The sequence below is a fragment of the Pseudomonas sp. 478 genome, from assembly GCF_003254125.1.
Lineage (GTDB): Bacteria > Pseudomonadota > Gammaproteobacteria > Pseudomonadales > Pseudomonadaceae > Aquipseudomonas.
Genome location: NZ_QKZG01000015.1, coordinates 146,317 through 166,939, shown reverse-complemented (window position 1 = coordinate 166,939; position 20,623 = coordinate 146,317). Strand labels below are relative to the sequence as shown.

The following is a 20,623-nucleotide window of genomic DNA, read 5'->3' as shown; positions in this document are numbered from 1 at the left end:
ATTGTTGAAAGACTTCGCAGGCCTTCGATTGCCGGGCGATGGAGGTATCACACAGGTTTTGCGGGGAAGTGGCTACTGTCAGAAATAACAGGTAGACGTGGTTTCCAGACGAACGGCAAGGACCTGCGGGTGTTCAAATCGACTCGTAAAGCCCAAAAGTCGCAGGCTCCGCCAGGTAATCATTCGCAAAAAAAGGCGACTCCCCAAACAGGAGTCGCCTTTTACTTTGCTGCCGCTAAAACTTACTCGGACAGTTTGTACGCAATCACATAGTCACCTTGCTTGGTGCCCAGCGACCCATGACCACCCGCAACAACGAGCACGTATTGCTTGCCGTCCTTGCCGGTGTAGGTCATCGGCGTGGTTTGCGCGCCGGCTGGCAGGCGGCCTTCCCACAGTTGCTTGCCGTTTTTCACGTCGTAGGCGCGCAGGTACTGGTCGAGGGTGCCGCTCAGGAAGGCCACGCCACCGGCAGTGGTGAAGGTGCCGCCCAGGCTAGGCACGCCCATGCTCAGCGGGATCGGAACCGGCGAGCTATCGCGCACGGTGCCGTTTTTGTGTTTCCAGATGATTTTGCTGGTGGTCAGATCGACCGCTGTCACGTAACCCCAGGCCGGTGCCTGGCACGGCAGGCCCAATGGCGAGAGCAGAGGTTCGAGGATGACGCCGTAGGGCGCGCCTTTGTTCGGCTGCACGCCTTCGGTTTCGCTTTTACGCGGGCCTTGGGCAGCGATTTCGGCGGCCGGGATCAATTTCGATTTGAACGCCATGTAGTCCGGGTTCATGAAAGCGATCTGACGCACCGGGTCAACCGAGATACCGCCCCAGTCGAACACGCCGAAGTTGCCTGGATACACGATCGAACCCTGCAGCGACGGCGGCGTGAACGGGCCGTCGTAGCGCATGGATTTGAAGCCGATCCGGCAGATCAGTTGGTCGAACGGTGTCACGCCCCACATGTCGCGTTCTTTCAGCGGCGGTGGCATCAGGTTCAGGTCGGATTTCGGTTGGGTTGGCGAGGTGTGATCACCTTCGACAGCGCCTTGAGGCACTGGCACTTCGTTGATCGGTACGATCGCTTTACCGGTGCTGCGGTCCAGCACGTAGATGCTGCCTTGCTTGGTGGACGCGAGTACCGCTGGCTTCACGCCGTCAGCGGTTTTCAGGTCCATCAGGGTTGGCTGGCCGCCGACGTCCATGTCCCACAGGTCATGGTGGGTGAACTGGAAGTGCCAGCGCACTTTACCGGTGGCGATGTCGAGGGCGGTCAGGCCGGCGGCGTGCAATTCCGATTCAGGGGTGCGCGCACCACCGAACTGGTCCGGGGTCTGGTTGCCCATCGGCAGGTAAAGCATGCCGAGTTTTTCGTCGACCGAGAACATGGACCACATGTTCGGTGAGTTGCGGGTGTAGATCTTGCCTTCGGCAATCGGCGTGGTGTCGTCCGGGTTGCCGCTGTCCCAGTTCCACACCAGTTTGCCGGTGTGCACGTCGAACGCGCGGATCACGCCGCTAGGCTCGTCGGTGGAGACGTTGTCGGTGACGTGGCCGCCAATCACTACCAGGTCTTTAGTGACCGCTGGAGGCGAGGTGGAGTAGTAACCGCCCGCCGTGAAGCCGCCGATGTTGGCGCGCAGATCAACCTGGCCCTTGTCGCCGAAGTCTTCGCACATCTTGCCGGTGTCGGCGTCGAGGGCGATCAGGCGGGTATCGGCAGTCGGCAGGAAGATCCGGCGTGGGCAGACGCTGCTGACCGGCGCAGGGTTGGCGGTGCCGGTCGGGCTTTGTTCGGACGCATAAACGGCGTCATCGTGATAGGTCACGCCACGGCAGGTCATGTGTGCCCAACCCTTGAAGTTCGCCGCGTTTTGCGTGGAGAGCTTCGGATCGAAACGCCAGATTTCCTTGCCAGTGTCCGGGTCCAGCGCGATCACCTGGCTGTGCGGCGTGCAGACATAGAGCATGCCGTTGACTTTCAGCGGGGTGTTTTCGGCCGTGGTTTCACCCGGGTCGTTCGGCCCTGGCAGGTCGCCGGTGCGGAAGGTCCAGGCCGGAACGAGTTTGTTCGCGTTCTGCGGGGTGATCTGGGTCAGTGGCGAGTAACGATCGCCGTGTGCGCTACGGCCGTAGGAGTTCCAGTCACCGTCGGGCATGGCCGGGGCGGTGTTGGTCATGCCCGGCACGCTGTCGCGGTCCAGTTGGCCTTTGATTTCACCCGGGTGGGTGAACAGGCTGGCCAGCGCGGCGATACCGGCGATGACCACGGCAGCGCTCAGTACACCGGTGCCGACCGGATTGAACTCACCGCTGCGCAACGGGCGACGAAACCACGGCAGCAGCATGACGATCCCGAGGGCAAAGAGCAGCGCCAGACGTGGCACCAGTTGCCACCAGTCCAGGCCGACTTCCCACAGTGCCCAGACCGTACTGGCGAACAACACCACGGCGTACAGACTCAGCGCTGCATAACGGTCGGCAATCAGCAGCACGCCGGTCAGTGCCAGGCCGATACCGGCCAGCAGGTAATACAGCGAGCCGCCGAGCATGCTCAGCTTGATCCCCCCGGCCAGCATGGCCAGGCCCATTAGCAGAAGCAGGATACCGAGCAGGCTCGGCAGCAGACGGCTTCGACTCAAAGCACCATCAGTGCTCATAGTGTGGTTCTCCGTGACGTTTTAAGTAGTCCCGCGCAAGTTCACTGTAGATGATGATCCGGTGCGGGCAGGGTTCAGATAAAAACTGTTGGGTTGACGCATTACCCTGTGGGAGCGGGCTTGCTCGCGAAGAGGCCATCACATTCAACATCCTGGTTGCCTGATAGACCGCTTTCGCGAGCAAGCCCGCTCCCACAGGGGGTTGTGGTGTTGGTTAGAAGGACGACTGGATCTTGATCCCGCCAATCAGCGCGTCATCGACCTGGTCCACGCCACCGGGGTGGCGGATGTATTGCAGGTTCGGGCGCACGGTCAGCCAGTTCGTGACGTGCACGCCGTAATAGAGTTCGGCGCTGTATTCAGTGTCCTGCGGTGGCAGGAAGGACGGGTCGTTGTAGTCGAACACGGCGCGGGCCTGATTGGTCGCCTCGGCGTTCTTGCGATAGGCCGGGTTGACGTGGACGCGAGCCAGGGCGAAACCGATGTCGTCCCTGGCGCGTGTATCGAACAAGCCTTTGTAGACGACGCCTGCCTGGACATAGTTGTCGATGGCGTTGGTCTTCTTGTCGTGCATCGTGCCGTTGGCGAACACGCTCAGGCCGCGGGAGTTGTCGCTGGCGCGGCTGGTCAATTGCTGCTGCACACCGAGCCACACGCCATGTTTGCTCGACGCACTGCGGTAAGCCTCGCCACTCAGGGCGGCCGGCTGACCGTTGCTGTCCTTGTAAGCGTCGGTGGCGTTGGCACTGCTGTAGTAATAGCCGGCGCGGTATTCACCCGGCAGGCCGTTGAGCTTCGGCGACCAGACCAGTTCCACCGGCAGGATCGCACCCTGGGTGCCACTGCCGCTGAGCTTGAAACCATTGTCGCGATCAAGGTTCGACGGGTTCTGCTCATAGGCGCCGACCTGCGCGTACAGCTCAGGCGTCAGGTGATATTTGACCCGCATCGCCCATTGGCTGACCGGCCAGTTGTACCAGATGCCACCGACCCAGTTGCCGACCTGCGAGCCGCAGAACGCCAGGTTCTGGAAGTCGCAGGGAAAGCTGTTGAAGTCTTCGCCTTCGCCGAAACGGCCGACTTTGATATCGAGCTTCTGATCGAAGAATTTCTGCTGATACCACATCTGCGTCAGGCGCCAGGTCTGGCCACGGCCCCAGACTTCCTGAGCCGAGGTGAATCCGCCCACACGGGGATCATTGATGCGGTCGTTGCTGATGTTGTTGCCGTTGCGCTCGGTGATGGTCAGCTGAAATTCGGCGTCGTCCCAGCCCAGAATCTTCTGCAGGTCCAGGTGCGTGCCGAGGCCAAACTGGTCGCTGTAGCGAGCGGTGAGGTCATGGTCGTAACCGCCGTGCAGATTGCTGCCCATTTCGCCGGTGTAATCGACTTTGAAGTCGTAGCCTTTTTCCGAAAGTTCGGTGCGCGTGCCGTTCCAGTCGCCGAGCATCCACGGCGACTCACTGTCGAAAGCCGGAGCGGCCTGGGTGCAAGTGGCGAGGCCCAACGCGGTGAATCCGCCGATCAGGTTCAGGGCCTTTCGCTGGGCAATAGGGGTGCAGACAGCGCTGTCTCGCGGAGTTTGAAAATAAGGCATAGGGGAAGTAATTCTGGGTCTTTTTCTGGGAAGTGAACTGAAGCGGCAGTATGTCGCGGGCAGCGGAAGCGTTTCAGCTTGACGGGCGCAAGGATAATGTCCTGTTACAAATAGAGAAAGCGCTTTTACTGACATGGAGCGTTTCGGATTTGGTAACAGTGCGTAATGCTCCTACAGGTCCGGGTGCGTTCTTTTGCAGCTCACCTACATTTAATGGAGGAACACACAGAGCGCTTCCACCCGGCCACACCCTCGGCTAAGGTGCGCGGCTTCTTTATTCTTTCTTCGCGCAAAGGCCCGGCATGACCGAACAGAACAACAACCCGCTGCACGGCGTGACGCTGGAGCAAATCCTCAACGCCCTGGTTGATCACTACGAATGGTCGGGGCTGGCCGAGCGCATCGATATCCGCTGTTTCAAGAGTGATCCGAGCATCAAGTCGAGCCTGACATTCCTGCGTAAAACCCCATGGGCACGGGAGAAGGTCGAGCGCTTGTACGTGAAGTTGATGCGCACCAAGCGCCCGGTCTGAGCATGGTTAGCCTCTCGACGCCGGGGTCTGCCGCGAGGCGTCGTTTTGTGGCCGTGGCGGCGGTGCTTGGCTGGGCGGGACTGAGCATTCAGCTGTACCTGATTTTCTACTCACGCTGGACGCTGGCGGCCAGCTTGCTCGGTGGGCTGGTCAGCTTCTTCAGCTATTTCACCGTGCTGAGCAATACGCTGGTGGCGACCGTGCTGACGTGTGAGCTGACGTCCCGCGAGTCGGCGACGCGGCGCTGGTTTTTGCAACCGTGGGTGAGTAGCGGCATTGCCGTGAGCATCGCTGTGGTCGGCCTGGCGTACAACGTGTTGTTGCGCCATTTATGGCATCCGCAAGGCTGGCAATGGCTGGCCGATGAGCTGATGCATGACGTCATGCCGCTGCTGTTTCTGGCGTATTGGTGGTGCTGTGTGCCGAAAGGCGCGTTGCGACTTCGGCATATCGCTGCGTGGGTGATCTATCCAGTGGTGTACTTCGCGTATTCGTTGTGGCGCGGGCATCTGCTGGCGGTTTATCCCTATCCATTCATTGATGTCGAGAAGCTGGGTTATCCACAGGTGTTTGTGAATGCCGGGGGGTTATTGCTGGGGTTTGTGGTGATTGCCTTGTTGGTGGTCGGACTGGATCGCTGGCGAAAACCAATTTTATAAACGCCAAAAATCCCCCTGTGGGAGCGGGCTTGCTCGCGAAGGCGGTGTGTCAGTCATATCAATGCTGAATGACACACCGCCTTCGCGAGCAAGCCCGCTCCCACAGGGGGATTTTCGCTGAGGTTGTCACTCTTCGTCGCTGTCATCCAGCCGCCAGTAACCCACGGCTTTGACGAACTTTTCATCCAGTCCATGCTCATCGAGCAACACCCGGCGGATCTGCCGCGACACTTTGCTTTCGGTCGCCACCCAGGCGTACAGGTTGCCGCTGGGCACTTGCAGTTCCTTCACGGTGTTGAGCAAGTTGTTCTTCCCGCCTTCGCGCAAGACCCAGATCACATTCACCTGCGCAGCGCTTTCCAGCTTCTGTTGCTCGGCACCGTTCTCCACTTCGATGACCGCCAGCACCCGGCGATTGGCCGCCAGGCTTTCCAGGCGTCGAGCGATCGCAGGCAGGGCGGTTTCGTCACCGATCAGCAAGTAGCTGTCGAAGATGTCCGGCACGACCATCGAGCCCCGTGGCCCGCCGATGTGCAGGAATTGGCCGGGTTTGGCTTGCTCGGCCCAGGTCGAGGCAGGGCCGTCGCCATGCAAAACGAAATCGATGTCCAGTTCCAGCGTGTTCAGGTCGTAACGACGCGGCGTGTAATCGCGCATCGCCGGCATCGGCTGATCGGTTTTGCCGGCACCGAGCACCAGGGTTTCCAGCGCCGCTTGTTCCGCCGCGTTTTGTGGAAACAGCAGTTTGACGTGGTCGTCCGTGCCGAGGCTGACGAAGCCCGCGAGTTCCGGTCCACCCAGCGTGATGCGGCGCATGCGCGGCGTCAGGTCGACCACCCGCAACACTTCCAGACGACGGCGTTTGATCTCGTGGCTGACACGGTGGATGGTTTGCACGATCACTTCGGTCATTCGGCTTGCTCCTGAGCGGGTTGAACGACAGGGCCATCGACGATGGCTTTGGCGGTGTTGTTGAGCAGGTCGCGCACCCGCAGGATTTCTTCCGGGCTCCAGCGGCCGTGATGCATCTGCAAGGCATGACGCAAGTTGTGCACTGCTTCGTGAATCTCGGCGGGGCGATCATGGCCGCGCAATGAGCGCTTGCTGACTTCGATGCGCATCCGCACGCCGTCCAGTGCGATCGCCTGATCGCTTAATGACAGACGTCCGGCATCAGTGATGGTGTAGCGTTTTTTCCCGCCCTCGGCGTCGCCCAGGATCATTTCGCTTTCTTCAAGGAAGGTCAGGGTCGGGTAGATCACACCGGGGCTGGGGCAGTAGGCGCCGTCGAACATGCTTTCGATCTGGCGGATCAGGTCGTAGCCGTGGCAAGGCTGTTCGGCGATCAGCGCCAACAGCAGCAGTTTCAGGTCACCGGGGGCGAACACCCGGGGGCCGCGTCCACCGCGTTCGCGGGCGGGGCGTTTCTCGAAGCCGTCGTGGCTGTCACCGTGTTCACGGTGGGGGGAATGATGGTCTCTCATTTTTTGCTTTCTCTCGTCGTGTTTAGATACAACTTAAGATATATCTTAACGAGAGCGCAAGGACTCCCGACCAGTGGCCACCCCGAGCGTCGCGTCGGGTCGAAGCCTGCAATATCAAAAAAATGGTGGTTTTTAATTCAGTGAGAATCCGGAAATTAGTGTTAACTCTCTAATGTTATGTGCGTGCCTAATGTTTGCTGGGTATGTAGTGTTAGTCCTACAGAAGTTACTTGGTTAATATCTCGTTGTTATCGCGGATAGAGCAAGAATTGTAGTCTGTGTCTTACAGCCAGACAGTCACTTTTATGTTATTTCAGGTTTTTTCTTTCCTCGCTAATGCACTCTGGCTACGCGGTTGTCGGAACTTGCCTGCTTACTTTCCAGAATAATTGGCCGATCATCTTTCGGCGTTGAAAGTTCATCTGAATAAAGGGGCTGCTCGTGACGGTTCCACTTATCCAGTAACGTTCAACGAATCGATTATTTTAAAACGACAGGTACTGACTAATGTTCAAGAAAATCGCGTTTGCTGCTCCTTTGGCTGTTCTGGCACTGAGCTCCTCGATGGCGTTTGCCGCTACCGAGGCCAAGCACTCCATCAACATTGTGGCCCACGTTCCGGCCGACGATTTCTACGCGGTGCCGGTCGATGCGGACCTGGTCAACAAGGACCAGGACATGAGCTACAACCCGTCTACCGACTCCATGAGAACAGTTGACGGGCACTTTGACGTGCTGCACACCGCCGGCAAGGTTCACGCCCGCCTGGAAGGTGTGCCGAAGCTGATTGCCGGTAACAAGACCATCGACCTGAAAGTCGAGCTCAACGGCAAAACGCTGACAACCACTTCGCAGGAAGTGGTAGGCGAAGCCGAGTCCAACGTCCGCTATCGCGCACCGTTCAAAATCAGTGCAACAGGCGGCAAGCCTGATGCAGGTGATTACACCGGCGTTGTCCTGCTGGTAGTTGAACCTTCCGTCTAAGTAAGACTCGCGGCAGAACGTTTACTTATTCAAAGTAACGTAACCGGTCGGCAAACATTCGGTTTGTCGGCCGGGTTTTGACTTCCTTGTAATCAGAGTACTTGTTCATGTTCCCGATGACGCCCATCGCGGCAGCGCTTGCGTTGCTGTTATGTAGCAGCGCATTTGCGGCGCCGACTTCTATTGATAATACCCCCAGAAGTTTGCTGGCCCAGGCCAAGGGTCTGCCGGCGGATTTCGAGGAGCATTTCTTCGATGTGCCGTTGGCCGTTCGGGTCGAGCTCGATCAACAGCCCCTCGGCGAGGCGATGATTGTGTTGTCCCGCGACGACCGGGTGACGTTGCTCGATTTCACCGATACCAGCGAAAGCCGTTTTGACGCCAGTGAGCGCCAAACCTGGGCCGATGTTCTCAAGCCCGGCGTGGCGCTGGGCGCCTGTACCGGCCAGTGCCCGGAACAGATGCTGGCGGTTCACTACAACCTGGAAAGCTCACTGCTGTCGATCGTCACCGAAAATGCCGAGCGCGACACTCAAGCCAAGCGTTTTTACGAACAGCCCGAAGGCGGCAGTAGCGGCTTGATGGTGCGCAACCAGCTCAACCTCAACGGCGGCCAGGATCAGGATCTGGGCGGGCGTTTCGGCCTCGAAGCCAGTGGTAGCCTTGGCAACTGGAGCCAGACCTTCAACATGCAACTGGCACGTCTTGGCGGCCCGGACACCAAGACCTACCACGCGGTGCATGAGCTCTACACCCAGCGCGAACTGCAAGGCAGTTTTTTTCGACTGGGTTATTTCACTCCCAATTCCGAAGGCCTCACTCGTCAGCCGCGCTCGTTTGGCACCAGCCCTGATATCGCCGTAGGCGTGATGTACGGCAGTTCTGACAGCCTGGCGATCGAGAGCCCGAAACCCAGTGTTTATCCGATTTATGTCACCGCCAATCGCCAGGCCTCGGTGGAGATTTTTCGCGATGGTTTACTGATCAACACCCAGTCAGTCCCGGCAGGTTTGCAAACCCTCGACACCCGGCCATTGCCCGGCGGTATTTACGAAGTGGAAGTGCGATTGATCGAAGACGGTCAAACCACCTCGACCACCCAGGAACTGATCTACAAACCGAACAACTGGCGCAATCTCGATGAGCGCTGGCGCTATAACCTGTTCGCCGGGCAGGAAAGCAAACTGCTCAGCAACTGGGATCAACAGAACGACGGCGATGCGACGGCGGGAGCTGCGATCAACTACCTGCTGCATCCTCGAGCGATTCTAGGGTTGTCGGCACGTCAGGTCCGCAACACCCTTCAGTACGGCAGTTCCATCGACTGGAGCCTGGCCAACAGCATCAACCTCTACGCCAATCTGTACCAGACCGAAGACCACGGCAGCGGCGCCGATCTGCAAGCGCTCTACAACTATGGTTCCGGCAGCCTGGTCGTGAGCCATAACCGCAGCTGGCTCGACACCACCAACACCTACGACACGTTGCCCGACGGCACCCGCGTGCGCCAACGTAACGTGTTCACCGGCGAAACCAGCAATTCATCGCTGGCGTTGAACCACCGGATCAGCCGCAAAAGTTCGCTCAACGCGCGGGTGTCTCACAGCGACGGCAACGTTGAAGGCGTCGGCCTGGACCTGGGTTGGACGCAACGCATGACGCTGCTGGGCAGCGATGCCAACTGGCGACTGTCGCTGTTCGATCGTCCGGGCAGCTACAGCAGCGGCGATGCGCGTAATCGCGGGGTTGATCTAAGCATCAACATGGCATTGGGCGGACCTGGCCAGCAAGTATCCGGCAGCATCGGCTCGCGTACGGCCCGTGACGGCAGCCGCGACAACAACGCGTCACTCGGTTACCGCAAAGACCTGCAAGACCATGTGCTGCAAAGTGTCTCGGTAACCGCGCTCACCGACACCTATGGCGTCGGCTTGTCGAGCCTGACGAACTTTCGCACCGATGCGATCAACGGCGACGGTTTTGTTCAGCGTTCATCCTTCAATGGCAACTTCACTGGCGGCGTAAACCTCGACAGCACGGTGGTCGTTGGTGGTCAGCGCATGGCCCTGACCAGCCAGCATCAGGGGCGCGGCGCCGGGATGATTGTCGACATCGAGTCCGATATCGACGGCATCGCCCTGCGCGCCGACGACCTCAGTGGCGGCAGCGTGGCGTTGCACCCGGGGCGCAATTTCATTCCGTTGACGGCCTACAGGAACAGCTCGGTGAGCTTTGATTTCGAAGGCAACCATGTGCCGGCGGCGAGCATCGAACCTTCCCGTACCCGTTATCACCTCAACAAGGGCGGCGTGGATTATCGCCAGGTGCGGGTGATGAAAACCCTGACCGTGCTCGGGCGTTTGCTCGATGCACAAGGACAGCCGCTCAAGGGGCATCACGTGATCAACCATGCCAGCCGTGGGGTGACTGAAGTCGACGGGTTTTTCTCGATGGAAATGAACGCCGGTTCACCGACCCTGGAGGTGCGTTACGCCAATCAGCTGTTGTGCCGGTTTCGCCTCGATGCCAATCGTCATCGCAGTGAAAACAACGTTTTGATGATCGGTGATCTGCAGTGCACGCCGGACACGCTGGCCGATGCCAGTTCCTCTGACCAGAAGGCAGGTTGAAGTCATGAAAATCTCTACTATCGGCCTGGCGCTGGCGATGACGCTGGTGGCTCCATCGGTCGGGGCGGTGAATCAGGAGATCCGGGCGCTGTTCACCCCCGATCCCTCGCAGCCGCAAAAAAACGTATTCATCAACAAGACCCCGAACAGCGGTTATTGCGCGACTTACCCGCATGTGTGCCAGGAAAACAATATGTTCAGCATTCGTTTGCCCGTTCGCTTCGGGCCGAGGGCAAACATCGGGCGGCTGGATTACATCCCTGTGAAAGTACCGGCCTATTGGCGACAACTGACGGTGACGAACAGGGACACGCAGGAAACCGAAACGGTCGAGGTGCGCATTACTGGTGTAGGTTCCGAGTACGTGCTGAGTCAGTCAGCCGCCAGCCTGGTCGGTGTGACAGACATACTCGAAGGACATCAGAAACTGTGGGACAGCAGCAGCTGGGTATATGCGCCACCTCCTTGCGAATACAGCGGCGTAGGGGCGTACACACCCAGTACCTATCGATTCTTCTGGAAAACCCCGATAGAGACGGCCTGCTATAAAATCAACCAGTTCGCTATCCCGCTCATGTCCTTCGACACGCTGGATATTGCCTATGAACTGCGCACGCCTAACCCGCTGGGAATGTCGACCGGGCTCTATACCGGATCGCTGAGCTATCGAGTCGGCCCAGGCGCTGATTTCGACTTGGGAAGCATGCATGCGGACGACAGTAACCTGACCCTGGACTTCGTGCTGGATGTACAGCACACGCTGAAAGTCGATATTCCTCCTGGCGGGGAAAAAATCCGGCTGACCCCGGCGGGTGGCTGGCAAAGCTGGTTGCAGGAAGGGCGCAAGCCTGTACGGCTGTTCCGGGATCAGAGTTTCAATATCTCGGCGTCGACGCGTTTCAAAATGCACCTGGAATGCGAAATCGCCATAAACCCTTTTGAATGCATGATCCTGGACCGAAAGACCGGGCGTGCGGTTGAGGTGCAGGTCAGCACCACACTGCCAAATGGCCTGACCGACCTCTCCGGCCAACCGGTCAAGCAACGCCGGTTACGTACCGGTGCAGCGAATGCCCAGCAGTTTCAACCGAGCTTTTATGTGGACAGGCGTCCCGGCGTACTGCACTTCGAAATTCCATCCAGTCAGATGGGTTTCATGCTCAGCCCCGGTCAGGCGGGCTACTACGCCGGCAACGTCACGGTGATCTGGGATTCGGATCTTTGATGGGCTGCGTATCGCCAGGTGCCATCCGTGTTGTGTTCAATGTCATGAGGTTCAAGGGTATGAAACGTCTGTGGTTGCTGTTGGGTTTGAGCGGTTTTTCATTGGGTCTTCAGGCCGGGCCGCAGATTAACGTCGGAACGGTCTACGACTATCTGGATGGTGACAAGAGCACCTACCTCAAGCGTGTGTTCAACCGCGGTGACAGCACCGCGTTCGTCAAAGTCAACATCCTGGAGATTATCTACGACGACGATGGCACGTCCCGTGAAGTGCCAGTCAAGACACAAGCGGATGAGAGTGGCCGTGATGGCTTGATGGCCAGTCCCGCGCGCTTGATCGTGCCGGCCAATGGCATGCAGGGCACACGCTTGCTGCTGATGGGCAATCGGGACACCGAACGTTATTTTCGCGTGCGCTTTGTGCCGGTGGTGCCGGAAAAGGAAGACGATTTTGCGGTGTCCAGCGAGGAGCGCGATGAATATAAAAAGAATCTGTCGGCGGGGGTCAACGTCATGACCGGGTTTGGCACGGTGTTCTTCGTGCGGCCAAAGGACAGTCGTTTCGACAGCGTGATCGATGACGCAGCCGAGCGTTATACGCTGCGCAATAACGGCAATACGGTCGTGGTGGTCGACGAGTTTCGCAACTGCTCGCTGAAGGATGAGACCGAGTGCGAGCCGACTACCAAGCACCACATCCTTGCGGGCAAGACGTTCGAATTCGAGAAAAAGCCCGGTCGCGAGTACCGCTTCACTCTGGTCGAGGGCAACGCGAAAAAAACGCTGCGCATCGCCAGCAAGCAATGATGAGGTGATCGGTGATGCAACAGATAACTGACATGATCAAGCAAGCGACCGTCGCCGGATGCGTAGGTGCCTTGACGCTGATAAGTGCTTGCGCTTTCGCGGCCCGGGAGGAGCACACGTTCGAAGTGTCGGCGGATATTCCGACCCTTGGGTTTTATGTAATCCCGGCCGAGTCGGACTGGATTCACCGACCGCAGCGGTTGAACTGGAACCCTTCCACCAAGACCCTGAGCAGCGTGCGCAAGTATTTCGATGTGCGGCATGACACCAGCGCCATTGAAGCGCGCCTGGAGGCCACCCCCTACCTGTCGAACGGCAGGCCGAGTGACAACATGGCATTGCGGGTCAGTTTCAACGGGGTGGAGTTGAGCCCGGACCTTTCTGCGCGGCTGGTGGTGTCGGCGGCCGAAGCGGCGGCAGGCACGCGGGTGTTGCTGGAGATCGCGCCAGTGATGCCGCCCGGGGGATACCGCCCGGGCGATTACGACGGCAACGTACTGTTGTTGTTCAACGCCAGGGCCCCGGGGGAGTGAGCGCAAGCAGGCGCTTCGGTTTTCAAGGCGCTCGCGCATCGGCCGCCACTATTGAACTCAATGTCTGAAACTCACAGTCGCGACGTCGGAACCGGCGCACACGCGACACTACTACCCGGTTGTAGGTACGGCATCAGAATCGGCGCCATCCCTTTGAGCACTTGCACTGGCAGGGCCGAAGTGAACTTGAACGCTTCGGCCGATTGCCCGGGCACGAACGCCGTCATCGTGCCGAAGTGACGATCGCCGATGTAGAACACGAAGGTCGCGGTGCGGTTAATGGATTTCGAACTCAGAATTCGCCCACCCGAACCGAAGGCTTCGATGCGGTTATCGCCCGTACCGGTTTTGCCGCCCATGGCCAACGGTTTGCCATCAGGCGTTACGAAACTGCCGGAGATACGTTTGGCTGTACCGGCATCCACCACTTGCGACAACGCTTCGCGCATGGCTGTGGCTACCTCGGAAGGCATCACCCGTTTACCGACATCCGGGTTATTGATCAGTTTGGTTTCATACGGCGTGTTCGCCGCGAAGTGCAGGCTGTCGATGCGCAGTGTCGGCATGCGCACGCCGTCGTTGAGGATGGTACCGATCAGCTCCGCCAAGGCTGCCGGACGATCGCCGGAACTGCCGATGGCGGTGGCCAGCGACGGTACCAGGTGATCGAACGGATAGCCGACTTTCTGCCAGCGCTGGTGAATGTCGAGGAACGCCTCGATCTCCAGCATGGTGCGAATGCGACTGTCGCGGGCAAGCTTGTGACGGCTTTTGAACAGCCAGCTGTAGACTTCCTGACGTTCGAACTGGCTGGCTTTGACGATCTGGCTGAACTTGGCATCCGGGTTGTTCAGCAGGTAGCCCATCAACCACAAATCGAGCGGGTGGACCTTGGCGATGAAGCCCTGGTCCGGCAAGTCGTAGGCCCCAGGGCCGTAGCTTTCGTAAAGCCGTTGGAGACGTTCGTCGGTCAGCTTTTCGGTGAGCTTGGCGCCTTTGAGGTGCGAGCGCACGAACATGTTGAAGCTTTCCTGACTGGCCTGCGGCAACAGATACCGATGCACCGCGGCCATGCGAATGGGGGTTGGGCGCATGCTGTCGAGGAAGGTTTCGAGCCGCGCCTGGGTGTCCTTGTTCTTGTACTTCTTCCAGAATTTCAGGAGGAACGATGTGCCTTCCCGGTCGGCAAACGAAGCCAGGTATTCCTGACGCCGAGGGTCGCGGTCGTCCTTGAGCAATTCGGCGCTGCTGTTGGGGCCTGAATAGGTGGTATAGCGCACCAGATCACGCATCAGCCGAATGAACGGCAGGTTGATCGACTCACGTATTGCATCGCGAAGCGTCGGCATGCGGCCGTTGTCTTCCTTGCGAAAGTTATGGAACACATGCAACCCGCCACCGGTAAAAAAGGCTTCGCCGGGGCTGGCGGAGTATTTGCGGTCCAGCGCGGCGCCAAGCATGGCTGGCAGGTTGCGGTCTTTGTTCTGGATCAGGTAATCGACGGCCCAGCGACTCAGATGGTCCTGCTCCGGGACCTCGACTTTCTTCAGTTCCGGGACGGTCATCGTTGCGTATTTATCGTGCAGCTCGGCCATGATCTGCAAATAGGTGGTCAGCACACGCATCTTGGCGGTGGAGCCCAGCTCCAGCTTGCTGCCTTCATTGATATCGAACGGCTGGTCGGTGCTGTCGGTCTGCACCCGCACCCGCGAGCCGTCCGGGGTCAGTTCGAACAGCGTGAAGCTGTAGCGCACCTGGGCGGTACTGGTGGGGGTCAGCAGGCGTTCGCCCATCAAGCCGATTTGCGCTGCAAACGCAGGGTCGGCCAGATGCTTCAGGTACTCGGTAGCCTGGGTTTGCAACTCGCCTTGCAGGGTGCTGGTGGCGGAAAGATCAAGGCGATCGAGGTCGTACAACGGACGGTTGAGCAACCCGCCCAGACGACTGCGTGCCACGCTGATGCCCTTGTTGGTTTCGATCGGCTGAATGGTTGGCTGTGTCTGCCAGTCGCGATAGGTCACTTTGCTGGCCAATGCCGCTGCCGCGAGTGGCGCATCGATCACCTCATTCTGTGCCAGCAGGCGAATGTGGCTGTCGGTGAGGTCGGCCAGTTCCTCGCGCCCCTTGGTCAGGTAGTGGGAAGGGCGGCGCTGGGCAATCATCAAAGACAGCATCTCACGCAGGGCCAGACCTTTTTCCGACATGCTTTTCGGATCTGTCTCCTTGCTGGCCAGCCGCTCGTTGGCCTGGTTGAAATCGGCGCCGTACCAGACGCGCAAACCTTCGGCCATGCCATGCACTTCACCGTGACCCGGTACTGCCGACAGGGGCACGCTGTTGAGGTAATCGCGAATCACGTTCTGCCGGGCTTCGAGGGTCTCCGGTCCGGCCTGATAGGCGCGCACACTGGCAGAAATCATCTGCCGGATTTTTTCCGCGCCCGACACGGTCAGGCCATCGGGCGAATGCCGGTACTTCTCAAGTTGCGTTGCCAGGGTACTGCCGCCCGCCGACTGGCCCGGCAGGTGCATTAACTTGGCGACCTGGGACCACGCTGCCATGCCGAACCGAGGCCAATCCACGGCAGGGTTGGCCCGGGGCTGATGGGGATCGAGCAGAAAGCGGTTTTCGATGAACAGCAAACTGTTGACCACCACAGGGGGGATCGCCGCAAAGCTTGAATACAGCTGTTGTGGGTACTTGTACTGGTAAAGCGGTGCCGCACGGCAATCGGTGATCACCAATCCAGCCTGGATTTTCTCCGCATAGGGCACGAAAAGGCCCTTGTCGGTGTAGTCCATCAACTTTTGTGAAAACCGGGTCTGTGACGCCACAACGTAGTCGCGCTTGATCAAACGCGGCAGGAACTCACCCAGAGAGCTGTAGCCCAGGCGCAGGTCGAAAGGACCGGCACCGGGATAGCGAATGGCATCGCTGGGACCGGGTTTGAGCTCGTAGCTCAGGGTGGCCGCGTATTGGCTGAGTTCCCGGGATTGAAACTTCGACGTGCGCATTTCCTTGGCCGCAGCCAACCCCAGGACAATCAGGATAATCAGCAACAACAACCAAAACGCCCACCAGCCGTGCTTTGTGCGACTGCTTCGGGGTTTTTCAGGTAAAGGCGTTTCGTCCATACGTCCAGTCGGAACCACATTTTTACTCGAATCGGTTTGCCACAAAACGCCCATAGTCGACTGATCCATTTACGCAGATTGAGAGGACTTGTCTGAAGCTTAGACGGTGGTTGGCGTTGGTGAAAAAATTGTGGATACACAAATATCATGGATCCACTTTGACTTGTGGCGAGGGGATTTATCCCCGTTGGAGTGCGAAGCGCTCCCTTGTGTCCTGTCAGTCACACCGCGTCCTCAGGTTTTACGGCTGCTGCGCAACCGAACGGGGTGGTGCGGCATTCCGATAAATCCCCTCGCCACATAAAGCTCCTCACCACATAAATCCCCTTCACCACATAAATCCCCCTCACCACATAAAATCCCCTCACCACAGGGAGTTCGGTAGCCACAGAAGGGGAGTGACGTTACAACCAGCAGACATCCCAGAGTGGGTAATCGCCGATTTTGTCTACGAGCCCTGCTCTCAAGGGATTTGCAACGATGTATCGAGCGAACGGCAGGAGTTCTTCTCCATCGCGGATTGCCCGGTCGTGATAGCCGGTTTGCCACAAAGAGCCACTTCGGCCTGTCGTTTTGTTCACTGCCTGGGCGCATCGGGCTTTGGTAGCACCAATGACATTCCCTAAATTGTCGTCTTGCAATTGCATCAGCCAATGAAAGTGATCAGGCATAACCACCCAAGCGATTGAATTCACCAGCCCGGCGTCGTGAGCCCGTCGCATTTCTGCGACAAGCAGGCGGCCCAAGCGCCAATCAGAAAATAGGGGTTGGCGATTATGGATAACCCCGGTGATGAGATAAGCGCGACCGTTTTCGGAATGTCGGCCGAAGCGCAGGCGATGAGAGTTAGGTTGAGTAGGCAATCCATTGCTTCCTTACGTGATCGTCAAGTGACGCTTTCAGGCTAGTACGCAGTGGTCTGTATCGACGCTGAGACTTTTGAGTGAAATTTCTGATTGCTACGAAAGATTTACAGCAGTGGTGGGAGCACCTCTGTGGTGAGGAGATTGATGTGGTGAGGGGGATTTAATGTGGCGAGGGGATTTATCCCCGTTGGAGTGCGAAGCGCTCCCTGTGTTCTTTCAGTCATACCGCATCCACAGGTTTTACGGCTGCTGCGCACCCGAACGGGGATAAATCCCCTCGCCACATTAAATCCCCCCACCACATAAATACCCTCACCACATCAATCCCCTCACCACAGAGGTTGGGGAGTCTGAAAGACCTGAACTAGAGCCATCGGGCTGTAACTTCTGCGCAGGCAGGGGCATGACGATGCACCATTACCGTGCAATACTCCGCGCCGTTTCATTGGCGAATAATCCTACGTAATGCAGGTAATGCCCCTCCGTAAACCGGACTTTTGCCGAGAGTTCTCGCTAAATGTTGTGGTTTATAGAGTGAAAAACCCTGTAAGAAGCTTTTTATACTGCACGCCCCGCTGATCTTGCAGGTTTTGTCCTACAAGACGGGTTTGCCCACGAAGCAGGCCTGGTTTCAGACAAGCATTGGCTTACCGGTCAGCGCTTCGACACTCGGTGGTCATATCCAATAACAAGACGAGGTTGTACCCCTATGCCAGGCAATCACCTGTCCAATGGCGAGACCGCTCAAGGCGGCCCGCTCAAACGCGAACTCGGCGAACGGCATATTCGTTTGATGGCGCTCGGTGCCTGTATCGGCGTCGGCCTGTTCCTCGGTTCGGCCAAAGCCATCGAGATGGCTGGTCCGGCAATCATGCTTTCCTACATCATCGGCGGTCTGGCGATCCTGGTGATCATGCGCGCCCTCGGCGAGATGGCGGTGCACAACCCGGTCGCCGGCTCCTTCAGCCGGTATGCTCAAGACTACCTCGGCCCATTGGCGGGCTTCCTGACCGGTTGGAATTACTGGTTCCTGTGGCTGGTGACCTGCGTTGCGGAAATCACCGCGGTGGCGGTGTACATGGGCGTCTGGTTCCCCGATGTACCGCGCTGGATCTGGGCGCTCGCCGCGTTGATCAGCATGGGCTCGATCAACCTGATCGCGGTGAAAGCCTTCGGTGAGTTCGAATTCTGGTTCGCCCTGATCAAGATCGTCACCATCATTGCGATGGTCATCGGCGGTATCGGCGTGATCGCGTTCGGCTTTGGCAATGACGGCGTGGCGCTGGGGATTTCCAATCTCTGGGCACACGGCGGCTTCATGCCCAACGGCGTGCAAGGCGTGTTGATGTCCCTGCAAATGGTGATGTTCGCCTACCTCGGCGTCGAGATGATCGGCCTGACCGCGGGTGAAGCGAAGAACCCGCAGAAGACCATTCCCAATGCGATCGGCTCGGTGTTCTGGCGGATTCTGCTGTTCTACGTCGGCGCGTTGTTCGTGATCCTGTCGATCTACCCGTGGAACGAAATCGGCACCCAGGGCAGCCCGTTCGTGATGACCTTCGAGCGTCTGGGCATCAAGACCGCCGCCGGCATCATCAACTTTGTGGTGATCACCGCGGCACTGTCATCCTGCAACGGCGGCATCTTCAGCACCGGGCGCATGCTCTACAGCCTGGCGCAGAACGGTCAGGCCCCGGCCGGCTTCGCCAAGACCTCGAACAACGGCGTGCCCCGTCGCGCGTTGCTGTTGTCGATCTTCGTGCTGTTACTGGGTGTGCTGCTCAACTACATGGTTCCGGAGAAAGTGTTTGTCTGGGTGACGGCGATTGCCACCTTCGGCGCGATCTGGACCTGGGTGATGATCCTGCTGGCCCAGCTCAAGTTCCGCCAAGGCCTGAGCGCCAGCGAACGTGCCGGTCTGAAATACAAGATGTGGCTGTATCCGGTCAGCTCGTACCTGGCGCTGGCGTTTTTGGTGCTGGTGGTCGGCCTGATGGCGTACTTCCCGGACACCCGCGTGGCGCTCTATGTGGGGCCGGCGTTCCTGGTCCTGCTGACGGTGTTGTTCTACATGTTCAAGCTGCAACCGACCAATGTATCGCTGGGGGCGGCGGTGCGTGCTTCGTAAGGTGTAACGCCTGAAATGAAAAAGCCCCGGTCGTGATGATCGGGGCTTTTTATTGGCTGGCAATCATGTGTGAGCGAGCTTTTGTGGTGAGGGGATTTATCGGAATGCCGCACCACCCCGTTCGGCTGCGAAGCAGTCGTAATCCAGACAACTTAGTCTGTCTGAAAAGATGCTGGGGCCGCTTCGCAGCCCAACGGGGATAAATCCCCTCACCACAAAATTCCCCTCACCACTGGCGATATCAGGCGGCGGCGACCTGAATCGGTTGATTCAGGCGTTTGTTGAAATCCAGCCACGCCCCCAGCAACGCCATCACCCCGGCACCCACCAACGCGGTGAAAACCTGCATGGCAAACGCATCGTCGGTCAGGGCGTTGAGCATGTCCGCCAAGGGCGCCAACAGCACGCCGAGGCAGAAAACTTCCAGTGAGTAGCGCCCCATGCGGCAGCATTGCTGCGCGAGCCAGTTTTGCGTCCAGCCGTTGCCGGGCAAGAGCCTGGCGGTGACGTAGGCCAGCGCCAGGAAGTGCAGCAGACGGACCGGCGACAGATCGGTCTTGCTGATCGGGTACAGCAAGTTGCTCAGGCTGGCGGGCATCAGGGCATCGTGTATTTGCGGCCAGCGCCAGGAGATGGTAATCACCCCGGCCACCACCACGTATACCGCCGCGCTGACAAACAAGGGCTGGCGCAACAGCGGGCGAGTGTCGGGCAACCGTGTCCGCTGCCCATGAATCACCATAAAGCCGCCGAGGATAAACAGCAGTTGCCAGGTGACCGGGTTGAAATACCACACACCGTCCTTGATGGCCGCCAGATTCCAGCCAAACCGCGGTGCCAACAAGTACACCGCCAATGACACCGCTACAACCGCCCATGGCTCGCGCACCAGCAACGGCAGAACCAGTGGCAATCCCGCCAGCAGCACGATGTACAGCGGCAGCGGGTCCATCAGGTTCGGCTTGAAGCGCAGCAGTAACTCATCCGTCAACGCTTGCTGGGGGTTGGTGATGAAGTGATGCAGGCCCATCTCCTCCACCAGATCGCGGGTTTCCACATGGCTGTTGGCGAAGAACACGATGCCCATCAGCATGGCCAGCAGGAAAATATGGACCACGTAGAGCACCCAGGCGCGCCGCAGAATTTTCACGCAGGCGATCAGGTAACCCTCGCGCGCAAGGATTTTGCCGTAGGCCAGAACGGCTGCGTAGCCGGCGAGAAACACGAATATTTCTGCGGCATCGCTGAAACCGAGATTGCGCAGGGTGATTTGGCCAAGGGGGTTGTGAGGCACGTGATCCCAAAAAATGAAGATCAGTGCCAGGCCGCGAAAAAAGTCGATTCGGTGATCGCGCTCAAACGTCATGACGGCAGGCTCGTGAACGGGTGT

At 58.7% G+C, this 20,623-nt stretch carries 15 protein-coding genes; 8 read left to right on the top strand and 7 right to left on the bottom strand.

What is annotated here, in order from left to right:
- Nucleotides 1–242: 242 nt before the first annotated feature.
- Nucleotides 243–2,654, bottom strand: a complete 2,412-nt coding sequence (locus DFS28_RS26035) for a glucose/quinate/shikimate family membrane-bound PQQ-dependent dehydrogenase (RefSeq protein WP_111452036.1) — start codon at nt 2,652–2,654, stop codon at nt 243–245.
- A gap of 214 nt (nt 2,655–2,868) precedes the next feature.
- The gene (locus tag DFS28_RS26025) at nt 2,869–4,251 is read right to left on the bottom strand and encodes a carbohydrate porin (protein WP_111452035.1); all 1,383 of its coding nucleotides are present in this window, start codon (nt 4,249–4,251) and stop codon (nt 2,869–2,871) included.
- Between the two features lie 302 nt (nt 4,252–4,553).
- Between DFS28_RS26025 and DFS28_RS26020 the strand changes: the two genes are divergently transcribed.
- Together DFS28_RS26020 and DFS28_RS26015 are read left to right on the top strand one after the other, a co-directional pair.
- Nucleotides 4,554–4,784 (top strand): VF530 family DNA-binding protein, encoded by a 231-nt coding sequence (locus tag DFS28_RS26020; protein WP_111452034.1) that lies wholly within the window; start codon nt 4,554–4,556, stop codon nt 4,782–4,784.
- 2 nt (nt 4,785–4,786) lie between these two features.
- Nucleotides 4,787–5,443 (top strand): Pr6Pr family membrane protein, encoded by a 657-nt coding sequence (locus DFS28_RS26015; protein WP_111452033.1) that lies wholly within the window; start codon nt 4,787–4,789, stop codon nt 5,441–5,443.
- 126 nt (nt 5,444–5,569) lie between these two features.
- Here the strand turns inward: DFS28_RS26015 and DFS28_RS26010 are convergent, their stop codons facing one another.
- Both DFS28_RS26010 and DFS28_RS26005 read right to left on the bottom strand, forming a co-directional pair.
- Nucleotides 5,570–6,355, bottom strand: coding sequence for a siderophore-interacting protein (locus DFS28_RS26010; RefSeq protein ID WP_111452032.1), 786 nt, complete (start codon nt 6,353–6,355; stop codon nt 5,570–5,572).
- A complete protein-coding gene (locus DFS28_RS26005) occupies nt 6,352–6,927 on the bottom strand; it encodes a PadR family transcriptional regulator (protein WP_111452031.1) in 576 nt (191 codons plus the stop codon). The genes DFS28_RS26010 and DFS28_RS26005 overlap by 4 nt, the downstream gene beginning before the upstream one ends.
- A gap of 507 nt (nt 6,928–7,434) precedes the next feature.
- Between DFS28_RS26005 and DFS28_RS26000 the strand changes: the two genes are divergently transcribed.
- From DFS28_RS26000 to DFS28_RS25980, 5 genes are all read left to right on the top strand, one after another.
- Nucleotides 7,435–7,911 (top strand): CS1 type fimbrial major subunit, encoded by a 477-nt coding sequence (locus DFS28_RS26000; protein WP_111452030.1) that lies wholly within the window; start codon nt 7,435–7,437, stop codon nt 7,909–7,911.
- Between the two features lie 107 nt (nt 7,912–8,018).
- Entirely contained in the window at nt 8,019–10,541 is a 2,523-nt protein-coding gene (locus DFS28_RS25995; protein ID WP_111452029.1) for a CS1-pili formation C-terminal domain-containing protein, read from the top strand.
- A 4-nt stretch (nt 10,542–10,545) separates the two neighbouring features.
- A complete protein-coding gene (locus DFS28_RS25990; RefSeq protein WP_111452028.1) occupies nt 10,546–11,766 on the top strand; it encodes a hypothetical protein in 1,221 nt (406 codons plus the stop codon).
- 59 nt (nt 11,767–11,825) lie between these two features.
- Complete coding sequence (locus DFS28_RS25985; protein ID WP_111452027.1) at nt 11,826–12,572, top strand: molecular chaperone; 747 nt, start codon at nt 11,826–11,828, stop codon at nt 12,570–12,572.
- A gap of 32 nt (nt 12,573–12,604) precedes the next feature.
- Complete coding sequence (locus DFS28_RS25980; protein ID WP_111452039.1) at nt 12,605–13,105, top strand: CS1 type fimbrial major subunit; 501 nt, start codon at nt 12,605–12,607, stop codon at nt 13,103–13,105.
- Nucleotides 13,106–13,176: 71 nt separating this feature from the next.
- On the opposite strand, the gene DFS28_RS25975 is transcribed toward DFS28_RS25980, so the two are convergent.
- The gene (locus DFS28_RS25975) at nt 13,177–16,293 is read right to left on the bottom strand and encodes a transglycosylase domain-containing protein (RefSeq protein ID WP_111452026.1); all 3,117 of its coding nucleotides are present in this window, start codon (nt 16,291–16,293) and stop codon (nt 13,177–13,179) included.
- A 350-nt stretch (nt 16,294–16,643) separates the two neighbouring features.
- Nucleotides 16,644–17,102, bottom strand: coding sequence for a transposase (locus tag DFS28_RS25970; protein WP_111452025.1), 459 nt, complete (start codon nt 17,100–17,102; stop codon nt 16,644–16,646).
- Nucleotides 17,103–17,814: 712 nt separating this feature from the next.
- On the opposite strand from DFS28_RS25970, the gene DFS28_RS25965 reads away from it, so the two are divergent.
- Nucleotides 17,815–19,233, top strand: a complete 1,419-nt coding sequence (locus tag DFS28_RS25965; protein WP_111452024.1) for an amino acid permease — start codon at nt 17,815–17,817, stop codon at nt 19,231–19,233.
- Nucleotides 19,234–19,474: 241 nt separating this feature from the next.
- On the opposite strand, the gene DFS28_RS25960 is transcribed toward DFS28_RS25965, so the two are convergent.
- Nucleotides 19,475–20,599, bottom strand: coding sequence for an OpgC family protein (locus DFS28_RS25960; protein ID WP_111452023.1), 1,125 nt, complete (start codon nt 20,597–20,599; stop codon nt 19,475–19,477).
- Nucleotides 20,600–20,623: the final 24 nt, after the last annotated feature.